18 protein-coding genes are annotated in these 19,235 nt (G+C 72.3%); 15 read left to right on the top strand and 3 right to left on the bottom strand.

Annotation, left to right across the window (positions count from 1 at the left end):
* The first annotated feature begins 72 nt into the window (after positions 1–72).
* The 4 genes from ACF1GV_RS20185 (at position 73) to ACF1GV_RS20200 (ending at position 3,792) form a co-directional block, all read left to right on the top strand.
* A complete protein-coding gene (locus ACF1GV_RS20185) occupies positions 73–1,611 on the top strand; it encodes an ATP-dependent DNA ligase (protein WP_391682582.1) in 1,539 nt (512 codons plus the stop codon).
* A complete protein-coding gene (locus tag ACF1GV_RS20190; RefSeq protein ID WP_391682585.1) occupies positions 1,608–2,072 on the top strand; it encodes an NUDIX domain-containing protein in 465 nt (154 codons plus the stop codon). Before ACF1GV_RS20185 ends, ACF1GV_RS20190 begins: the two co-directional genes overlap by 4 nt.
* Before the next feature lie 75 nt (positions 2,073–2,147).
* A complete protein-coding gene (locus ACF1GV_RS20195) occupies positions 2,148–3,542 on the top strand; it encodes an NADP-dependent succinic semialdehyde dehydrogenase (RefSeq protein ID WP_391682587.1) in 1,395 nt (464 codons plus the stop codon).
* A gap of 16 nt (positions 3,543–3,558) precedes the next feature.
* Positions 3,559–3,792, top strand: coding sequence for a DUF6213 family protein (locus ACF1GV_RS20200; RefSeq protein WP_361626307.1), 234 nt, complete (start codon positions 3,559–3,561; stop codon positions 3,790–3,792).
* A gap of 176 nt (positions 3,793–3,968) precedes the next feature.
* Here ACF1GV_RS20200 and ACF1GV_RS20205 read toward each other — a convergent pair whose 3' ends face one another.
* Complete coding sequence (locus ACF1GV_RS20205; RefSeq protein WP_391682590.1) at positions 3,969–5,072, bottom strand: hypothetical protein; 1,104 nt, start codon at positions 5,070–5,072, stop codon at positions 3,969–3,971.
* 164 nt (positions 5,073–5,236) lie between these two features.
* Complete coding sequence (locus ACF1GV_RS20210) at positions 5,237–6,466, bottom strand: acyl-CoA dehydrogenase family protein (RefSeq protein WP_391682593.1); 1,230 nt, start codon at positions 6,464–6,466, stop codon at positions 5,237–5,239.
* Positions 6,467–6,637: 171 nt separating this feature from the next.
* Between ACF1GV_RS20210 and ACF1GV_RS20215 the strand changes: the two genes are divergently transcribed.
* Positions 6,638–7,285 carry a TetR family transcriptional regulator gene (locus ACF1GV_RS20215; RefSeq protein WP_363265567.1) on the top strand — a complete coding sequence of 216 codons (648 nt, stop codon included), beginning with the start codon at positions 6,638–6,640 and terminating at the stop codon, positions 7,283–7,285.
* A gap of 21 nt (positions 7,286–7,306) precedes the next feature.
* Here the strand turns inward: ACF1GV_RS20215 and def are convergent, their stop codons facing one another.
* Entirely contained in the window at positions 7,307–7,846 is a 540-nt protein-coding gene (def, locus tag ACF1GV_RS20220) for a peptide deformylase (RefSeq protein WP_391682596.1), read from the bottom strand.
* 162 nt (positions 7,847–8,008) lie between these two features.
* On the opposite strand from def, the gene ACF1GV_RS20225 reads away from it, so the two are divergent.
* From ACF1GV_RS20225 to ACF1GV_RS20270, 10 genes are all read left to right on the top strand, one after another.
* Positions 8,009–9,247 carry a MurT ligase domain-containing protein gene (locus tag ACF1GV_RS20225; RefSeq protein ID WP_363265569.1) on the top strand — a complete coding sequence of 413 codons (1,239 nt, stop codon included), beginning with the start codon at positions 8,009–8,011 and terminating at the stop codon, positions 9,245–9,247.
* 17 nt (positions 9,248–9,264) lie between these two features.
* On the top strand, positions 9,265–9,993 hold the full coding sequence (locus ACF1GV_RS20230; RefSeq protein WP_391682599.1) for a type 1 glutamine amidotransferase: 729 nt from the start codon (positions 9,265–9,267) through the stop codon (positions 9,991–9,993).
* Between the two features lie 190 nt (positions 9,994–10,183).
* Entirely contained in the window at positions 10,184–11,209 is a 1,026-nt protein-coding gene (locus ACF1GV_RS20235; RefSeq protein WP_391682601.1) for a 6-phosphofructokinase, read from the top strand.
* 101 nt (positions 11,210–11,310) lie between these two features.
* Positions 11,311–12,261 (top strand): cytochrome c oxidase assembly protein, encoded by a 951-nt coding sequence (locus tag ACF1GV_RS20240; RefSeq protein ID WP_391682603.1) that lies wholly within the window; start codon positions 11,311–11,313, stop codon positions 12,259–12,261.
* 103 nt (positions 12,262–12,364) lie between these two features.
* The gene (locus ACF1GV_RS20245; RefSeq protein ID WP_361626337.1) at positions 12,365–12,547 is read left to right on the top strand and encodes a hypothetical protein; all 183 of its coding nucleotides are present in this window, start codon (positions 12,365–12,367) and stop codon (positions 12,545–12,547) included.
* Between the two features lie 56 nt (positions 12,548–12,603).
* A complete protein-coding gene (locus ACF1GV_RS20250; RefSeq protein ID WP_391682606.1) occupies positions 12,604–13,107 on the top strand; it encodes an Lrp/AsnC family transcriptional regulator in 504 nt (167 codons plus the stop codon).
* Positions 13,108–13,231: 124 nt separating this feature from the next.
* Complete coding sequence (ddaH, locus tag ACF1GV_RS20255; RefSeq protein WP_391682609.1) at positions 13,232–14,053, top strand: dimethylargininase; 822 nt, start codon at positions 13,232–13,234, stop codon at positions 14,051–14,053.
* Positions 14,050–15,270, top strand: a complete 1,221-nt coding sequence (gene rocD, locus ACF1GV_RS20260; RefSeq protein WP_391682611.1) for an ornithine--oxo-acid transaminase — start codon at positions 14,050–14,052, stop codon at positions 15,268–15,270. The genes ddaH and rocD overlap by 4 nt, the downstream gene beginning before the upstream one ends.
* A gap of 232 nt (positions 15,271–15,502) precedes the next feature.
* On the top strand, positions 15,503–17,965 hold the full coding sequence (locus ACF1GV_RS20265) for a SpoIIE family protein phosphatase (RefSeq protein WP_391682614.1): 2,463 nt from the start codon (positions 15,503–15,505) through the stop codon (positions 17,963–17,965).
* Position 17,966: 1 nt separating this feature from the next.
* Positions 17,967–19,193, top strand: a complete 1,227-nt coding sequence (locus ACF1GV_RS20270; protein ID WP_391682616.1) for a PP2C family protein-serine/threonine phosphatase — start codon at positions 17,967–17,969, stop codon at positions 19,191–19,193.
* Positions 19,194–19,235 lie beyond the last annotated feature (42 nt).

Genomic DNA, 19,235 nt, shown 5'->3' on the forward strand with positions numbered 1-19,235 from the left:
CCGAGCGCAGCCGCTGAAGCCGACGCCCGCCGTGCAGGTGTAGCCCGGCCTCCCCCGGTGCACCATGACTGCATGCTGTTGCACCGGCTCGCCCGTGTGTCCCAGGAGGTCGCCGCCACCTCCGCGCGGTCCCGCAAGACGGCCCTGCTGGCCGGGCTGTTCCGGGACGCGGAGGCGGAGGACGTCCCGATCGTCATTCCCTACCTCGCCGGGCGGTTGCCGCAGGGTCGGCTCGGGATCGGCTGGAAAGTGCTGGGCCGGGCCGTCGAACCGGCCGTCGAGCCCCGTCTGACCGTCCGCGAGGTGGACGCCCGGCTCACCGAGCTGGGCACCGTGTCGGGGCCCGGGTCGCAGGCCGAGCGGGCCCGGCTGGTCGGGGAGCTGATGGGCGCGGCCACCGAGGCCGAGCAGCGGTTCCTCGTCGGGCTGCTGACCGGTGAGGTCCGCCAGGGTGCCCTCGACGCGCTCGCCGTGGAGGGGCTGGCGGAGGCCACCGGCGCCCCGCCGGCGGACGTGCGGCGGGCCGTCATGCTGGCCGGTTCGCTGCAGACCGTCGCCGAGGCGCTGCTGGCCGAAGGCCCGGTCGCACTGGAGCGGTTCCGGCTGACCGTCGGCCGCCCGGTGCTGCCGATGCTCGCGCACACCGCGTCCTCGGTCGCCGAGGCGGTCGGCAAGCTGGGCGCCTGCGCGGTCGAGGAGAAACTGGACGGCATCCGGGTGCAGGTGCACCGCGACGGCGACGACGTACGGCTGTACACGCGCACCCTCGACGACATCACCGACCGGCTGCCGGAGCTGTCGCGGGCGGCCCGGGAGCTGCGCGGCGAACGGTTCGTGCTCGACGGGGAGGTCATCGCCTTCGACGCGGACGGCCGTCCGCGCTCCTTCCAGGAGATCGCCGGGCGCGTCGGCTCCCGGGTGGACGTGGCGACGGCCGCCCGCGAGGTCCCCGTCTCCCCCGTCTTCTTCGACGTACTGGCGGTCGACGGCCGCGACCTGCTCGACCTGCCGTTCACCGAACGGCACGCGGAGCTGGCCCGGCTGGTGCCGGAGCCGATGCGGGTGCGGCGCACCGTGACGCAGGGGCCGGACGACGTGCCGGAGGCGGAACGCTTCCTCTCCGAGACCCTGGAACGCGGCCACGAGGGCGTCGTCGTCAAGGCCCTCGACGCTCCCTACAGCGCGGGCCGGCGCGGCGCCGCCTGGCTGAAGGTCAAGCCCGTGCACACCCTGGACCTGGTCGTCCTGGCCGCCGAGTGGGGCCACGGCCGCCGCACCGGCAAGCTGTCCAACCTGCACCTGGGCGCCCGCACCACCGACGGCGGCTACGCCATGCTCGGCAAGACCTTCAAGGGCATGACCGACGCGATGCTCGCCTGGCAGACCGAGCGGCTTCAGGAGCTGGCCGTCGAGCACAAGGGCTGGGGCGTGACCGTGCGCCCCGAACTCGTCGTCGAGATCGCCTACGACGGCCTGCAGCGCTCCACCCGCTACCCGGCCGGCGTCACGCTGCGCTTCGCCCGCGTCCTGCGCTACCGCGAGGACAAGCGCCCCGAGGACGCCGACACCGTCGACATCCTGCTCGCCGCCCACCCGGAGGTGCGCCCGTGACGGCGAAGCACAGCGCCGGACTGCTGCTGTTCCGCCGCACGCCGGACGGCCTCGAAGTGCTCCTCGGTCACATGGGCGGCCCGTACTTCGCGAAGAAGGACGCCGGCGCGTGGACCGTCGTCAAGGGCGAGTACGACCCCGACGAGCCCGCCTGGGACGCCGCGCGCCGCGAGTTCCGGGAGGAGCTGGGCATCGCTCCACCGGACGGGGAGGCCGTACCGCTCGGCGAGGTGCGGCAGACCGGCGGCAAGGTGGTCACGGTGTGGGCGGTCGAGGCGGACCTCGATCCGGCCGGCATCACCCCCGGCACGTTCGTCATGGAGTGGCCGCCACGCTCCGGGAGGATGCGGGAGTTCCCGGAGCTGGACCGGGTGGCGTGGTTCACCCTGGGCACGGCGCGTGAGGTGATCGTCCGCGCCCAGGCGGCGTTTCTCGACCGCTTGGCGGAGCACTCGACCTGAGCAGATGCGTACACGTTGCGGTCGCCCCGGCCGCGCGCGAAGGTCTAAGCACACCCGCTCCGAGGGAGGTCGGTCATGCCCATCGCAACGGTGAATCCTGCGAACGGTGAGACGCTCAAGACGTACGAGGCGATGGACGAGGAGGAGATCGAGCGCCGGCTCCAGCTCGCCGAGGCCACCTTCCGCACCTATCGCACCACCGGCTTCGCCGATCGCGCCCGTCTGCTGACCAAGGCCGCGGACCTGCTGGACGCCGACCAGCAGGAGGCCGGCCGCATGCTGACCACGGAGATGGGCAAGCCGATCAAGCAGGCGCGCGCGGAGGTCGCCAAGTGCGCCAAGGCGATGCGCTGGTACGCCGAGAACGCGGAGGCCCTCCTCGCCGACGAGGAGCCCGCCGACACGGACGTGAAGGACTCCGGGGCGGCACGGGTGCGGGTGCGCTACCGGCCGCTCGGCCCGGTGCTGGCGGTGATGCCGTGGAACTTCCCGCTGTGGCAGGTGGTGCGGTTCGCGGCGCCCGCGCTGATGGCGGGCAACGTCGGGCTGCTCAAGCACGCCTCGAACGTCCCGCAGACGGCCCTGTACCTGGAGGACCTGTTCCACCGGGCGGGCTTCCCGGAGGGCTGCTTCCAGACGCTGCTGATCGGTTCGGCGCAGGTCGACGACGTCCTGCGGGACGAGCGGGTCAGGGCGGCGACGCTCACCGGCAGCGAGCCGGCGGGGCGGGCGGTGGCCTCCACCGCCGGGGAGATGATCAAGAAGACGGTGCTGGAGCTGGGCGGCAGCGACCCGTACGTCGTGATGCCGTCCGCCGATCTGGACCGGGCGGCCGAGGTCGCCGTCACCGCGCGCGTGCAGAACAACGGCCAGTCCTGCATCGCCGCGAAGCGGTTCATCGTGCACACGGACGTCTACGACGCCTTCGCGGAGAAATTCGTGGGCGCGATGCAGGCACTGAAGGTCGGCGACCCGATGGACGAGGACACCGACGTCGGGCCGCTGGCCAGCGAGCAGGGCCGTGACGACCTGGAGGAGCTGGTCGACGACGCCACCCGCAGCGGGGCGAGCGCGCTGTGCGGCGGTCATCGGCTGCGCCGGCCCGAGCTGCCCGGCTGGTACTACCCGCCGACCGTGCTCGCCGGGGTGACGCGGGAGATGCGCATCCACCGTGAGGAGGCGTTCGGACCGGTCGCCACGCTGTACCGGGCGGGCGACCTGGACGAGGCGGTGCTGATCGCCAACGACTCGCCGTTCGGCCTGAGTTCGAACGTGTGGACGCGCGACGAGTCCGAGGTCGACCGGTTCGTCCGGGACCTGGAGGCGGGCAGTGTGTTCGTCAACGGCATGACGGCCTCGCACCCGGCGTTCCCGTTCGGCGGGATCAAACGATCGGGGTACGGGCGTGAGCTGTCCGGGCACGGAATCCGCGAGTTCTGCAACATCACCACCGTGTGGCAGGGTGCGTGAGGCTACGATCCCATTTGTGAACCGCGAAGTGACTCTGCCTCTGATCGTCGACGACCGCGGGAACCTCCAGGTGACCGCGGCCGACGTGAGCAAACTGCTCCGCACGGTCGGCACGCGGTGGGTGCGGCTCGTGGAGGCCGGGGAGAGCGGACTCGACGAGGACACGGTGGCCGCACTGACCATCGAGCTCGCCAAGCTCGCCGATCGCATCGACGTGGCCTGCATCGCGCACAGCAGCGGCGCGCCGTAAGGCTTCCTCGGACGGGCTGCCCGAGCGTCGTGACGGTTGCCCGGGCACCGTACGGAACATCGCCGCGTACGCCTCCGCGGACCCGGATCGGCCGCCGCGCGTTCGGCCGGGCAGCCGAAGACGCGGCGGCCGGCGGGGCCGTGACGTCCTTCCCCGCGGGCTGTTGCCGGAGCCGCTCAGCCGCACGCGTAGCTGACGGGCGGGATCCAGCGCTTGCCGTCGCCGGGTGTGCCCTGGGTGGGGTGGTAGGCGAGCGGGGCCAGCAGTGTTCCGGCCTGGGTCTCGTTGCGGGTGCCGCGCCACAGGTCGACGATCTGCCAGGGCTGCCCGTTGAGGACCGTGACGGTACGGGGCTGACCGCCGCAGGACGTGCCGTTGATGACACGCCGCCCGTAGACGGGGGCGCCCCAGCCGACGTTGCCGGGCGCGGTCCATCCGGAGTACAGCGAGGGCGCGGTGGCGTAACTGGTCGGGGTGCCGGCGCAGTAGCCGCAGCCCTGGTCGGAGTAGGTGAGCACGTAGGTGCGGTGTTCGGCGTTCCAGAAGCCGCCGGGGCCCTCGATGTGGGTGAGGCCGGCGACGCCCTGGACGCCGACGCCAGTGCCGCCGTCGCCCCTGGTGTTGAGTTCCTCGATGTTGAGGGCGGTCTCCCTCGGCATGGTGCACACGATCGCCGGGCGGGTGCCGGACCGTTCGATGATGCCGAAGTCGCCGTTGCCGGCGCAGACGTCGAGCGTCGGCTTGGTGTAGGTGCCGTTCGCGGCGCTCGGCCCGCACGGGCCGGCCGGGCCGGCGCAGGTCATGACGTTGTAGGCGTTGACCTTGAATTCGGTGTGGTGCCGGGGTGCGTTGAACCACAGCAGGAAAGCGCCGTCGTTCAGGCCCCAGCCGGTGCGCCGGATCATGCGCGGGTTGAAGCAGCCCTGTCCGGTCCCACCGCACGTGGCCTGCCAGCTGCGCTTCGCGTACGGGTCCTCGGAGTCGGGGGCGAACAGCGGCCTGGGCGCGCTCCACGGGCCCTGCGGGCGCCTCGCCGTAGAGACGCCGAAGCCGCACCAGGGCGTGTTGTTCACGTACCACTCGAAGCCGCAGGCGTACATCGAGCCGTACATGTAGTAGGTGTCGCCGAAGCGTTTGACGGTGGCGTCGTGCAGGTCCAGCCCCTCGATCACGAAGGGGCGAGGGGTGGCTGCACCGGCGAGCGCCGGGGAACCGGCGCCGAGGAGCGCGGCGGCGGCGAGGATGACCGTGGCCAGGATGGCGCGGACACGAGCGGGCACGCCTGACCTCCTTTCGGGAGGCCGACCCTACCGGCGCTGATCGCTGACTGATCGTCATGAACCGGCAACTGCACCCGTTCCAGCGATGCGTCAGGACTCCGGGGAACCCCGAAGCCCCCCGGCCGTGCCGAGGGGCTGTGGAGGAGGTGTCCGCTGACGGGTGGTCAGCGGATCGGCATCCCGGCGAGGGTGCGGGCGATGACCAGGCGCTGGATCTCGCTCGTGCCCTCGAAGATCGTGTAGATCGCGCTGTCGCGGTGCATGCGCTCCACCGGGTACTCCCGGGTGTAGCCGTTGCCACCGAGGATCTGGATGGCCTGGGCGGTGACCTTCTTGGCGGTCTCGCTGGCGAACAGCTTGGACATGGACCCCTCGGCCGCGGTGAACGGCTTGCCGTTGACCGCCATCCAGGAGGCGCGCCACACCAGCAGCCGGGCGGCGTCGATCTGGGTGCGCATGTCGGCGAGCTGGAAGGCGACGCCCTGGTTGTCGATGATCGGGCGGCCGAACTGCTCGCGGGTCTTCGCGTAGTCGAGGGCGACCTCGTACGCGGCACGGGCGGTGCCGACGGCCATGGCGCCGACGGCCGGGCGGGACGCCTCGAAGGTGGCCATCGCCGCGTTCTTGACGCGCTCACCGCCGCCCTGCTTGGCCTTCTCGCGGGCCCGGGCCAGGCGCTCGTCCAGCTTCTCCTTGCCGCCGAGCAGGCAGGAACCGGGCACGCGCACGTTGTCGAGGATGACCTCGGCGGTGTGCGAGGCGCGGATGCCGTGCTTCTTGAACTTCTGGCCCTGGGCGAGGCCCGGGGTGCCGGGCGGGATGATGAAGGACGCGTGGCCCTTGGAGCCCAGCTCCGGGTCGACGACGGCGACGACGACGTGGACGTTGGCGATGCCGCCGTTGGTCGCCCAGGTCTTCGTGCCGTTGATCACCCACTCGTCCTTGGCCTCGTCGTAGACGGCCCGGGTGCGCATGGAGGCGACGTCGGAGCCGGCGTCGGGCTCGGAGGAGCAGAACGCGGCGACCTTGACGTCGTTGGCATCGCCGTACATCTGCGGGATCCAGGTGCCGATCTGCTCCTCGGTGCCGTTGGCGAGGACGCCCACGGCGGCGAGGCCGGTGCCGACGATCGACAGCGCGATGCCCGCGTCCCCCCAGAACAGCTCCTCCATGGCCATGGGGATGCCGAGGCCGGTGGGGTCGAAGTACTGCTGCGCGTAGAAGTCGAGGGAGTAGATGCCGACCTTCGCGGCCTCCTGGATGACCGGCCAGGGAGTCTCCTCACGCTCGTCCCATTCGGCGGCCGCGGGGCGGATCACATCGGCTGCGAAGCCATGGAGCCATTCCCGGACCTCCTTCTGTTCGTCGTTGAGCTCCATGGTGAACTCGGCCATGTCCCCTCCAGCGGCGACGCACGTGCGTGTTACTTGCGGTAACGCGAGTCTGTTACCGGCGGGTAGGAAAAGTCAACTCCCGATGGCCCGTCGGCAGCCCGTTCGAGGCGAAGGGCGGAGGGTGTTAGTTTGCGCAGGCGTCACCGATTCAGGCATGGGTGGGGAGAGGACATGGACACCACGCAGCGGACCGAGCAGCAGCGGTCCGCCGACCGCCGGCGGCGGGAGCTGCTCGAGGCAGCCGACCGGGTGGTGCTGCGCGACGGCCCCCAGGCCTCGATGAACGCCATCGCCGCCGAGGCCGGGATCACCAAGCCCATCCTCTACCGGCACTTCGGCGACAAGGGCGGGCTGTACGCGGCGCTCGCCAAGCGGCACACGGACGCGCTCCTCGACTCGCTGCGGGCGGCGCTGGACGCCCCGGCCGAGCGCCGGGAGCGCGTGGAGTCCACGCTCGACACCTATCTGGCGGCGATCGAGGCGCGCCCGCAGGTGTACCGGTTCCTGATGCATCCCGCGGAGGGCGGCGGCGCCCCGGGCGACCAGGGTTTCGACGTCGGCAAGCACTCGGCGCCGCTGCTGCGGCGGATGGGCGAGGAGCTGGCCCAGGTCATCGAGGAGCGCGTCGACCTCGGCCCGGACAGCCGCCAGCTCGCCCGGGTCTGGGGCCACGGCATCGTCGGCATGATGCACGCGGCCGGCGACTGGTGGCTCGGCGAACGCCCCTGTGACCGGCGGCAGTTGGTCCGCTCCCTGGCCGACCTGCTGTGGGGCCGCCTGGCAGCGGCGGGCGACAAGGTGGGCGGCCCGGGCTTCTGACGGCACCGCAGGAGACGGCGCTCAGCGGCGCCAGGACGCACGGGCCACCTGGCGCATGAGCCTGCGCCTGCGCCACCCTGTGAGGTGGTCGGCGTACAGCGTCCCCTCCAGGTGGTCCGTCTCATGCTGCAGACACCGGGCGAAGAACCCCGTCCCGTGCACGGTGACCGGCTCCCCGGTAACCGTGCACCCCTCGACCACCGCATGGTCGTAGCGCTCGGTGCCCGCTTCCAGGCCCGGCAGGGACAGACACCCCTCCGGCCCCCGCAGCGACACCCCGTCGGCCTCGACCAGCCGTGGATTCACCATATGTCCCAGATGCCGGACATCGTCGTCGTCCGGGCAGTCGTAGACGAAGACCCTCAGGTCCACCCCGACCTGGTTCGCGGCCAGCCCCACCCCCCGCGCCGCGTACATCGTGGCGAACAAGTCCTCCACCAGGGCGGCCAGTTCCGGACCGAAGTCGGTAACCTCCCGGCACGGCCGGCGCAGAACCGGGTCGCCGAGCAGGGTGAGGGGCCGGACGTGCCCGCGGGCACCCGGGATCGAGCCGTGTCGCATGGCGGAAAGGGTACGGTCACCGGTAGCCCCCGCCCGCCGCGCAGGTGTGGGCCGTGGTTCGGGAGTGCGAATGGATCTCGATAGGCTGATGCCCACACCACGTGGCCGTCAGGCTTCAAAGGCTTCGAGGCGCGGCGCGTACGCAAGGAGGATCGAGAACTGATGGCAGGCAACTCGGACCCGCTCACGCCGCGGGCCAAGCTGGCCGTGACCGCGGGCAAGGCGGTCGCGGCGGCATCGCGCGCAGCGGGGCGCGGCAGCGGTTCGGTGATCGGCGGCCGGGTCGCCCTCAGGCTCGACCCCGACCTGCTCGCCAAGCTCGCCCAGAACCTGGACGTGATCCTTGTCTCGGCGACCAACGGCAAGACCACGACGACCCGGCTCATCGCCGAAGCGCTGCGCGCGGCCGGTCCGGTCGTCTCCAACGCGCTCGGCGCGAACATGCCGGCCGGCATCACCTCCGCCCTCGCGGGCGGTTCGGACGCCCGGTACGGCGTGATCGAGGTCGACGAGAAGTACCTCGCGGGCGTCGCCCGGGACACCGAGCCCAAGTGCATCGCGCTGCTCAACCTCTCCCGCGACCAGCTGGACCGCGCGGCCGAGACCCGGATGCTCGCCGAGAACTGGCGTGAGGGTCTGGCCGGCACGAAGGCCGTCGTCGTCGCGAACTGCGACGACCCGCTGGTGGTGTGGGCCGCGTCCTCCTCCCCCAATGTGATCTGGGTGGCGGCGGGGCAGATGTGGAAGGACGACGCCTGGTCCTGCCCGTCCTGCGGCGGTGTGATGCAGCGCCCCGGTGACGACTGGTTCTGCGGCGAGTGCGGCTTCCGCCGCCCCGCGCCCAGCTGGGCCCTGCACGGCGAGCACGTGCTCGACCCGCACGGCTCCGCCTGGCCGATCCATCTGCAGCTGCCGGGCCGCGCCAACAAGGCCAACGCCGCCAGCTCCGCGGCCGTCGCCGCCGTCTTCGGGGTGCCGCCGCAGGTCGCGCTGGAGCGCATGTACCAGGTGCAGGCGGTCGCCGGACGCTACGACGTGGTCCAGTTCGAGGGCCGTGACCTGCGACTGCTGCTGGCGAAGAACCCGGCCGGCTGGCTGGAGACGTTCTCGCTGATCGACCCGCCGCCGACCCCGGTGATCCTTTCGGTGAACGCGCGCGGCGCCGACGGCACCGACACCTCCTGGCTGTGGGACGTCGACTACACGCGGCTGACCGGGCACCCGATCGTCGTGATCGGCGACCGGCGCCTGGACCTCGCGGTGCGCCTTGAGGTCGCGAACCAGCAGTTCCAGGTGTGCGACACCCTCGACCAGGCCGTGCAGCTGTGCCCGCCGGGCCGTATCGAGGTCATCGCCAACTACACCGCCTTCCAGGACCTGCGCCGCCGCGTCGGCAACTGACACTTCAGGGGACTTTTGTGAGCGACAACAGCCTGCGGGTCGTGTGGGTCTACCCCGACCTGCTCTCCACCTACGGCGACCAGGGCAACGTCCTCGTCGTCGAGCGCCGGGCGCGCCAGCGCGGCCTGGACGTGGCCCGGCTCGACGTGCGCAGCGACCAGCCGATCCCGACCTCCGGCGACATCTACCTGGTCGGCGGCGGCGAGGACCGCCCGCAGCGGCTCGCCGCCGAGCGGCTGCGCCGCGACGGCGGGCTGACCCGGGCGGTGGACAACGGCGCGATCGTGTTCTCCGTCTGCGCCGGCTACCAGATCCTCGGCCACGAGTTCATCAACGACCTCGGCCAGCGCGAGCCCGGCCTCGGCCTGCTCGACGTGGTCTCGGTGCGCGGCGAGGGCGCGCGGTGCGTCGGCGACGTGCTCGGGGACATCGACCCGCAGCTCGGCCTGCCGCCGCTGACCGGCTTCGAGAACCACCAGGGCGTCACCCACCTCGGCCCCACCGCCCGCGCCTTCGCGCAGGTGCGCTTCGGCAACGGCAACGGCACGGGCGACGGCACGGAGGGCGCGTACAACGGCACCGTCTTCGGTACGTACATGCACGGCCCGGTGCTGGCCCGCAACCCGCTGATCGCCGACCTGCTGCTGAAGCTGGCGCTCGACGTCAACGCGCTGCCGCCGGTCGACGACCGCTGGTACGAGGCGCTGCGCGGCGAGCGCATCGCGGCGGCGCAGCAGCCCGCTTAGGTCTTGCCGCCACCCCGGTTTCGGCCGGGGTTCACCAGCCCGTCTGACGCCACGTCCGCACAGGTGAGCGGGGCGTTCCAGCAGGCGGACGCGTAGTGCTCCCCCGCCCCCCTGAGCCGCTAGGGTGGCGGGGATCGAGCCGGACAGCGCGGTCCGGTCCCAGCCCTGGTGGAGAAGGTTGTTTCGGGCTATGCGCATTGGTGTCCTCACGTCCGGCGGCGACTGCCCCGGCCTGAACGCCGTCATCCGGTCGGTCGTGCACCGCGCCGTCGCCGACCACGGCGACGAGGTCATCGGCTTCCGGGACGGCTGGAAGGGCCTCCTGGAGTGCGACTACCTCAAGCTTGATCTCGACGCGGTGGGTGGCATCCTCGCCCGCGGCGGCACCATCCTCGGCTCCTCCCGGGTCCAGCCCTCGCATCTGCGGGACGGTGTGGAGCGGGCGAAGGGGCATGTGGCGGAGCTCGGCCTCGACGCGATCATCCCGATCGGCGGCGAGGGCACGCTCAAGGCGGCGCGGCTGATGTCCGACAGCGGACTGCCGATCGTCGGCGTGCCGAAGACCATCGACAACGACATCGCTGTCACGGACGTCACGTTCGGCTTCGACACGGCGGTCGGGGTGGCGACGGAGGCCCTGGACCGGCTGAAGACCACCGCCGAGTCCCACCAGCGCGTGCTGGTCGTGGAGGTCATGGGCCGCCACACCGGGTGGATCGCCCTGCACTCCGGCATGGCGGCCGGCGCGCACGCGATCGTCGTCCCGGAGCGGCCCTTCGACATCGAGGAGCTGACGGCGCGGGTCGGCGAGCGGTTCGAGGCGGGCAAGCGGTTCGCGATCGTCGTCGCGGCGGAGGGGGCGAAGCCCAAGGCCGGCTCGATGGACTTCGACGAGGGCGCCAAGGACATCTACGGGCACGAGCGGTTCGCCGGCATCGCCCGTCAGCTGTCGGTCGAGCTGGAGCGACGGCTCGGCAAGGAAGCGCGGCCGGTGATCCTCGGGCATGTGCAGCGGGGCGGGACGCCGACGGCGTACGACCGGGTGCTGGCGACGCGGTTCGGGTGGCACGCGGTGGAGGCCGTGCACGCGGGCCGCTTCGGGCAGATGACGGCGTTGCGGGGCACCGACATCGTGATGGTGCCGTTGGCGGAGGCCGTCGAGACGCTGAAGACGGTGCCGGCGGAGCGGTACGTGGAAGCGGAGTGCGTTCTGTAGGGATGGGCATCCCTGACCCCGGTCACAGAGGTGGCCGGGGTTCGCCGTACCCTGAGTGCCGACAGAAAACGCACAACCCCCCACGAATCAGGAGCCGGCGGATGGAGCACAGCGGGCACGGCATGGTCATGGATCTGCCGCCGTTCACGCTGGGACGTGGTCTTCAGTGGTCGGCGGACCCCTTCTTCCTCGTGGCCTGCCTGCTCGGCCTGGCGCTGTACGGCTGCGGGGTCCTGCGGCTGACGCGGCGCGGCGACGACTGGCCGGTGACCCGCACCGTGTCGTACGTGGTCGGTGTGCTGACCGTCGCCCTGATGATGTGCACCAAGCTGAACGACTACGGCATGGTCATGTTCTCCGTGCACATGGTGCAGCACATGGTGATCAGCATGCTGTCGCCGATCCTCATCCTGCTCGGTGCCCCGATCACCCTGGCCCTGCGCGCGCTGCCGACGGCCGGCCGGGGCCGCAAGGGGCCCCGTGAGCTGCTGCTGATGCTGCTGCACAGCCGGTACATGCGGATCATCACGCACCCGGCGTTCACGATCCCGCTGTTCATCGCCAGCCTGTACGCGCTGTACTTCTCGCCCCTGTTCGACTTCCTGATGGGCTCCAGGACGGGGCACGTCGCGATGATGGTGCACTTCCTGATGGTCGGCGTGGTCTTCTTCTGGCCGATCATCGGCGTGGACCCGGGCCCGCACCGGCCGGGGCACCTGATGCGGATGCTGGAGCTCTTCGCGGGCATGCCCTTCCACGCGTTCTTCGGCATCGCGCTGATGATGGCGTCGGAGCCGATGGTGGAGACCTTCAAGAACCCGCCGGCCTCGCTGGGCATCGACGCGCTGTCGGACCAGAACGCGGCCGGCGGCATCGCCTGGGCGTTCAGCGAGATCCCGTCGGTGCTGGTGCTGATCGCGCTGCTCTTCCAGTGGTACGGCTCCGAGCAGCGGCAGGCCCGCCGCACGGACCGCGCCGCCGACCGGGACGGCGACAAGGAGCTGGAGGCGTACAACGCCTACCTGGCGTCGCTGAACGGGCGCACCGACTGACGTGAGCCGAACCGCCGGCACCGACTGATCGGTGCAGCGCCGGGCACCGTCGCGCCGATCGGGGGCACCATGGAGGGGAGCCGACCATGAGGAGGGTGTCGCGATGCCCGGTTCCGTTCCCGGTTCCACGCCCGGTTCCACCAAGGCCATGGGGGCCGTCACCCTGGGCGGGCTGGTCGTCGTGACGGCGTACACGGTGGCCCTCGGAAGCAACGGCTGGCTGTGGTTCGGCTGGGTCGTGCTGGGCCTGATCACCCTCGGGATGGCCGCCACCCGCACCACCTGATCTCCCCCGGCCGCTGAACCCCCGGCGGTCGCCCGCACCCTGGATACAGTGCGGACATGAACAGCAGGCCCACCCCGTTCGACGACCTCGACCGGAAGATCGTCACCGCGCTCATGGACAACGCCCGCACGAGCTTCGCCGAGATCGGCGCGGCCGTCGGGCTGTCGGCGACGGCGGTGAAACGGCGCGTGGACCGGCTGCGCGAGACCGGGGTGATCACCGGGTTCACGGCGACGGTGAAGCCGTCGGCGCTGGGCTGGCGCACGGAGGCCTACGTCGAGGTGTACTGCGAGGGCGCGGCCCCGCCGCGGCGGCTGGCGGAAGTGGTGCGCAACCACCCGGAGATCACGGCGGCCATGACGGTGACCGGTGGGGCGGACGCCCTGCTGCATGTGCGGGCACGGGACGTGGAGCACTTCGAGGAGGTGCTGGAGCGCATCCGTACCGAACCGTTCATCCGCAAGACGATCAGCGTGATGGTGCTGTCCCATCTCATCCCGGAGTCTCCCGAAGCGGGTGCCAACCAGGTCGCGCCGGACGGCGCAGCAGACGTGCGTTGAGCGGCCTCACAACGCAGTGATCCTGCGCGAACACGCAGCCGTTGTTGCTTGTCGTCCGTCCGCGTCAGTTTCTACCTTGGTGTCAACCCTCAGTCGACACCCCAGGAAGCGGAGGGACCCCTCTGTGACCGACACCCGTGTGCCGCGCCGGCGGCGCTTCCTCGTCTGCGAACCCAGACACTTCGCCGTGCAGTACGCGATCAACCCCTGGATGCATCCCGACACACCCGTCGACGTCGACCTCGCCCAGCGGCAGTGGCAGGACCTGATCGGCGCCTACGTGGCCCACGGGCACACCGTCGAGGCGGTCGCCCCCGTCCCGGGCCTGCCCGACATGGTCTTCGCCGCGAACTCCGCGGTCGTCGTCGGCGGCCGCGTCTTCGGCTCGCTCTTCCACGCGGCCGAGCGCCGCCCGGAGTCCACCCACTACGACATGTGGTTCAAGACGGCCGGCTACGACGTCCACCGGCCCGAGAACGTCTGCGAGGGCGAGGGCGACCTCGTCTGGACCGGCCGCTACGTGCTGGCCGGCACCGGGTTCCGCACGACCCGGGAGGCGCACCGCGAGGTGCAGGAGTTCTTCGGGCACCCGGTGATCAGCCTGACGCTGGTGGACCCGCGCTTCTACCACCTGGACACGGCGCTGTTCGTGCTGGACGACGGCCCCGAGGAGAACATCGCGTACTACCCGCAGGCGTTCTCGCCGGGCAGCCGTGAGGTGCTGCAGCGGCTGTACCCGAACGCGGTGCTCGCCACCGAGCAGGACGCCCTCGCCTTCGGCCTGAATTCCGTGTCCGACGGCCGCCACGTCTTCATCGCCCCGCAGGCCGAGACGCTCGCCGCCCGGCTGGACGAGCACGGCTATGTCCCCGTTCCCGTCGACCTGTCGGAGTTCCGCAAGGCAGGCGGCGGCATCAAGTGCTGCACCCAGGAGATCCGCTCATGAGCGCACCCGCCCGCGTCCATACCTCCGCCGAGCTGATCGGCGCGGAGGAGCCCGTCCTCGCGCACAACTACCACCCGCTGCCCGTGGTCGTCGCCCGCGCCGAGGGCGCCTGGGTGGAGGACGTCGAGGGCCGCCGCTATCTGGACATGCTGGCCGGTTACTCGGCGCTCAACTTCGGCCACCGCCACCCGGCGCTGATCGAGGCGGCGCACCGGCAGCTGGACCGGCTGACGCTCACCTCGCGGGCCTTCCACAACGATCAGCTGGCGGAGTTCGCCGAGCGGCTCACCGCGCTGACCGGCCTGGACATGGTCCTGCCGATGAACACCGGCGCCGAGGCCGTGGAGAGCGGCATCAAGGTGGCCCGCAAGTGGGCGTACGACGTGAAGGGCGTCCCGGCCGACTCCGCGACGATCGTGGTCGCGGCGGAGAACTTCCACGGCCGTACGACGACGATCGTCGGGTTCTCCACGGACGAGACCGCCCGCACCGGCTTCGGCCCCTTCGCGCCGGGCTTCAAGGTCGTGCCGTACAACGATCTCGCCGCGATCGAGGCGGCCGTGGACGAGACGACGGCGGCGGTGCTGATCGAGCCGATCCAGGGCGAGGCCGGGGTGATCATCCCGGACGACGGCTACCTGGCCGGTGTGCGGGAGCTGACCCGGCGGACGAACACCCTGTTCGTGGCGGACGAGATCCAGTCGGGCCTGGGCCGCACCGGCCGCACGCTGGCCGTGGAGCACGAGAACGTCATGCCCGACGTCCTGCTGCTGGGCAAGGCGCTCGGCGGCGGGATCGTCCCGGTGTCGGCGGTGGTGGCGACCCGCGAGGTGCTCCGGGTGCTGCACCCGGGGGAGCACGGCTCGACCTTCGGCGGCAACCCGCTGGCGGCGGCGGTCGGCACGGCCGTGGTCGGCCTGCTGGAGTCGGGCGAGTTCCAGCGCCGGGCCGCCGAGCTGGGCGAGGTGCTGCGCGCGGGGCTGTCCGCGCTGGTCGGGCGCGGTGTCGTCGGCTTCCGCGCACGCGGGCTGTGGGCCGGGGTCGACGTGGACCCGGCGATCGGCACCGGGCGCGAGATCAGCGAGCGGCTGATGCGGGAGGGGTTCCTGGTCAAGGACACCCACGGCTCCACGATCCGGCTGGCGCCGCCGCTGACGATCACCCGCGAGGAGCTCGAGTCGGCGCTGGGCGCGCTGGAGAAGGTCGTCGCGCAGTGACGTGAGCCGACGTCCCCCGGCACAGGCGGTGACCCGGATTCCACGTACACGGTGACCGGGTCCGCCCGGAGGCCCGAGGGGGCCGCTCGCTTCGGCGGGCGGCCCTTCACTCGGCATCACGGGCGGTCGTCCCCGTTCCTGGTGCGGTGGCCACCGCACCCCCTTTCAGGCAGGGTGAAGAGGGACGGGGGCGAGAGGTGGTGGACCACTGTCAGGGACAGAGAGGTCGCCGGTGGGTGCTGACGAGGAGCCGGACGTGGCCGGCCGGCGGTTCGACGTGGCGGACGCCGCGCCGGTGCTGCTCGACGCCCAGGGCCTCGTGACGGGCTGGACCCGCCACGCCGAGCGGCTGCTCGGCTACCCGGCCCCGGAAGTGGTCGGCAAGCAGCTCGCGGACCTGCTGACCGGCGCGGACGCGGAGCGCGCGCCCGAGGTGCTGGAGCGCTGCCGGGTGGACGGCGGCTGGGCCGGGCTGCTCACCGCCCGCTGCAAGGGCGGCCCCGCGACCCGGCTCATGGTGCGCGTCACCGCCGCCGAGGAGTCCCGCGGCCCGTCCCGCTGGCTGGCCCTGCTGTCGGAGGTCACCGGCGGCCCCGGCTGGGACATGAGCCGCACGGTGCTGGAACAGATGGTCAAGGGTTCCCCCATCGGCATCGCCATCGTGGACACCGATCTGCGGTTCGTGTGGTCGAACGAGGCGCTGGCCCGGTACGGCGGCGCCCCCGCCGAACAGCGGCTCGGTCTTCGCCTGGCCGACGTGCAGCCCGGCCTGGACACGGCGGCGATCGAGGAGCAGATGCGGCGCGTGCTGGCCACCGGCGAACCGGTGACCGGCTACGAGCACGTCGGCCGCGTCCGCGCCGCCCCACTGCGCGAGACCGCGCACATGATGTCGTTCACCCGGCTCGAGGACGAGCACGGCCGTCCGATGGGCGTGTACTACACGGTCGTCGACATCAGCGAGCGGCGCCGCGCCCAGCAGCGGCTGGCGCTGCTGGACCGGGCGGGCGAGCAGATCGGCCGCAGCCTGGACCTGATGCGCACCGCGCAGGAGCTGGCCGACGTGGCGGTGCCGGCGCTGGCCGACTTCGTCGCCGTCGACCTGCTCGAGGACATCCTGCACGGTGGTGAACCCGCGGGCCCGCCGGCGCCCGGCCAGGAGGCGGTGACGCTGCGCCGGGCCGCGCACCGCTCGGTCTCCCCCGGTGTGCCCGAGGCCGTCGTGGAGCTCGGGCGCGTCGCCTCCTACCGGCCCGGTTCCGCGCCGGTGCGGTGCCTGGCCACCGGCCGCTCGTGGCGGGAGGAACGGCTCGACCCGGCCGGCCGCCCGTGGGCGGCGGACGCATCCGGCAGCCGGGAGGCCACCTTCGGCGAGCTGGCCCTCCACAGCGCGATGGTGGTGCCCTTGCGCGCGCGGGGCGTCACCCTCGGCATCACGACGTTCTACCGGCGCCACCGCCCCGAGTCCTTCGACGCCGACGACCTCAGCCTCGCGGAGGACTTCGTCTCACGGGCCGCGGTCTGCCTCGACAACGCCCGCCGCTACACCCGCGAACGTCAAGCGGCCCTCGTCCTGCAGCGCAGCCTGCTCCCGCACCGGCTGCCCGAGCTGGACGCGGTGGACGTGGCCGCCTGCTACCGCCCGGCCGACGAGCTGACCGGGCTGGGCGGCGACTGGTACGACCTGATCCCGCTGTCCGGCGCCCGGGTGGCCCTGGTGGTGGGCGAGGTGCCCGGCCACGGCATCGACGCGGCCGCCGCGATGGGCCGGCTGCGCACCGCCGTACGGACCCTGGCCGCGCTCGATCTGCCGCCCGAGGAGGTGCTGGCCCACCTCGACGACCTGGTGGCACCGCGCCCGGCCCGCCAGGAGGGCGGCCAGGAGGGCATCGAGGGCGTGGACGGCGCGCAGTCCGTGGGCTCCGGCTGCGTCTATGTGGTGTACGACCCGGTGGACGGGCGGTGTGCGATGGCCGCCGCGGGACATCCGGCACCCGCCGTGGTGCTGCCCGACGGAACGGTGTACTTCGTCGATCTGCCGCAGGGTCCGCCGCTGGGGGCCGGCGGGCCGCCGTTCGAGTCGGTGGAGATGGTGCTCCCCGAGGGCAGCACGCTGGCGCTGCACACGGACGGCCTGCTGGCCGAGGGCCGGCACAGGGCGGGCCAGACCGACCGCTCCCGGCTGCGGCAGGCCCTGCGCCAGGCGGCGCCCTCCCTCGACGTGCGCTGCGGAGCCCTCGTCGACGCGCTGGCGCCGATCCGCCCGCACGACGACGTGGCACTGCTGATGGCCCGCACCAAGCGGCTCAGCGGGCGGCAGGTCGCCGGCTGGGAGCTGCCCCGCGATCCGGCGGCGGTCGCCGACGCACGCCGTACGGCGTGCCGGCAGCTGACGGACTGGGGCCTGGACGAACTGGCGTTCACCACCGAGCTGGTGGTGAGCGAGCTGGTCACCAACGCCATCCGGTACGCCGCGGGCCCGATCCGGCTGCGGCTGATCCGGGAGCGGGCCCTGGTCTGCGAGGTCTTCGACGGCGGCGCCACCGCGCCGCACCTGCGCCATCCGCGCGCGACGGACGAGGGCGGACGGGGGCTGCTGCTGGTCTCGCAGCTCACCCAGCGCTGGGGCACCCGGTTCGTGCCCGACGGAAAGATCATCTGGGCCGAGCAGCCCCTGGCGGGTGCGGAGGCATGACGTGGAGGACGGAATCGACTACGCCGCGGTGTTCCAGGCCCTGCCGGGAGCGGTCTCGATCCTGACGCCCGGGCTGGTCTTCGCCGACGCCAACAGGGAGTTCCTGCGCGGGGCCGGGCGCTCCCGCGAGCAGGTCGTCGGCCGCCACCTGTTCGACGTCTTCCCGGACAACCCCAACGACCCGACGGCGACCGGGCGGCGCAATCTGGCCGCCTCGCTGCACCGGGTGCTCACCACCGGGCAACGCGACGCGATGGCCCTGCAGCGCTACGACGTGGAGAGCGCCGAACGGCCCGGCGAGTGGGAGGAGCGCTACTGGAGTCCGGTCAACGCGCCGGTGTTCGGCCCGGACGGCGAGGTGGTCCTGCTGCTGCACCGGGTGGAGGAGGTCACGGAGCTGATCCGGGCACGCGGTGGTCACTCGGGCAGCCGGGCCCGGGCGCTGGAGGCAGAGCTGTACAGCCGCGCCCGGGAGCTGCAGGAGCTCAACGAGCGGCTGCGGGACGCGCACGCCCGCGAGCGTGAGGTGGCGCTCGCCCTGCAGGAGGCGATGCTGCCCGCCGGCCGGCAGATCCGGCACCGGGGCACCGCGGTGCGCTACCGTCCGGCGGTCGGCGCGCTGAACGTGTGCGGGGACTGGTACGACCTGGTGGACCTGGTGGGCGGCCATCGCCTCGGCGTCTCGGTGGGCGACGTGGTCGGCCACGGACTGGAGGCGGCCGGGGTGATGGGCCAGCTGCGCAGCGCGCTGAGCGCCGCCTCCCGGGTCGCGGCCGGGCCCGCGCAGGCCCTGGACGTGCTGGGGCGGTACGCGGGCGTCGTGAACGGGGCGGAGTCGGCCACGGCGGTCACCACCTTCGTCGACTTCGACACCCGCACCCTCACCTACAGCAGCGCCGGCCATCCCCCGCCGGTGCTCGTGCACGCCGACGGGCGGGTGGAGTTCCTCGACCAGGCCACCGATCCGCCGCTGGACGCGCGGCCCGACCCGCTGCCGCGCATCCAGGCGGCCACGGCGTACACGGACGGAGCCACGCTCGTGCTGTACACCGACGGGCTGATCGAGCGCCGCGGGGAGGACATCGACACCGGTCTGGCCCGCCTCGCCGACTCGCTGCGCCGCCACCGCGCGGACGACCCCGAACGCCTCGCCGACGCCATTCTGCTGGAGTGCCTGCCGCGGGGCGGCGCCACCGACGACACCGCTCTGGTCATCGTGCGGCTGTGACCGACCGTCCTGCCCGGTGACGCGTCCTGGGCCGGTTGCGGC

The organism is Streptomyces sp. NPDC014006 (assembly GCF_043088925.1).
Classification (GTDB): domain Bacteria; phylum Actinomycetota; class Actinomycetes; order Streptomycetales; family Streptomycetaceae; genus Streptomyces.

What these genes read in the sequence shown, in the direction of transcription:
- ACF1GV_RS20185 (WP_391682582.1), top strand. Translation starts at nt 73, where the DNA reads ATGCTGTTGCACCGGCTCGCCCGTGTGTCCCAGGAGGTCGCCGCCACC.
- ACF1GV_RS20195 (WP_391682587.1), top strand. Translation starts at nt 2,148, where the DNA reads ATGCCCATCGCAACGGTGAATCCTGCGAACGGTGAGACGCTCAAGACG.
- ACF1GV_RS20210 (WP_391682593.1), bottom strand. Translation starts at nt 6,466, where the DNA reads ATGGCCGAGTTCACCATGGAGCTCAACGACGAACAGAAGGAGGTCCGG.
- ACF1GV_RS20215 (WP_363265567.1), top strand. Translation starts at nt 6,638, where the DNA reads ATGGACACCACGCAGCGGACCGAGCAGCAGCGGTCCGCCGACCGCCGG.
- def (WP_391682596.1), bottom strand. Translation starts at nt 7,846, where the DNA reads ATGCGACACGGCTCGATCCCGGGTGCCCGCGGGCACGTCCGGCCCCTC.
- ACF1GV_RS20225 (WP_363265569.1), top strand. Translation starts at nt 8,009, where the DNA reads ATGGCAGGCAACTCGGACCCGCTCACGCCGCGGGCCAAGCTGGCCGTG.
- ACF1GV_RS20235 (WP_391682601.1), top strand. Translation starts at nt 10,184, where the DNA reads ATGCGCATTGGTGTCCTCACGTCCGGCGGCGACTGCCCCGGCCTGAAC.
- ACF1GV_RS20240 (WP_391682603.1), top strand. Translation starts at nt 11,311, where the DNA reads ATGGAGCACAGCGGGCACGGCATGGTCATGGATCTGCCGCCGTTCACG.
- ACF1GV_RS20245 (WP_361626337.1), top strand. Translation starts at nt 12,365, where the DNA reads ATGCCCGGTTCCGTTCCCGGTTCCACGCCCGGTTCCACCAAGGCCATG.
- ACF1GV_RS20250 (WP_391682606.1), top strand. Translation starts at nt 12,604, where the DNA reads ATGAACAGCAGGCCCACCCCGTTCGACGACCTCGACCGGAAGATCGTC.
- rocD (WP_391682611.1), top strand. Translation starts at nt 14,050, where the DNA reads ATGAGCGCACCCGCCCGCGTCCATACCTCCGCCGAGCTGATCGGCGCG.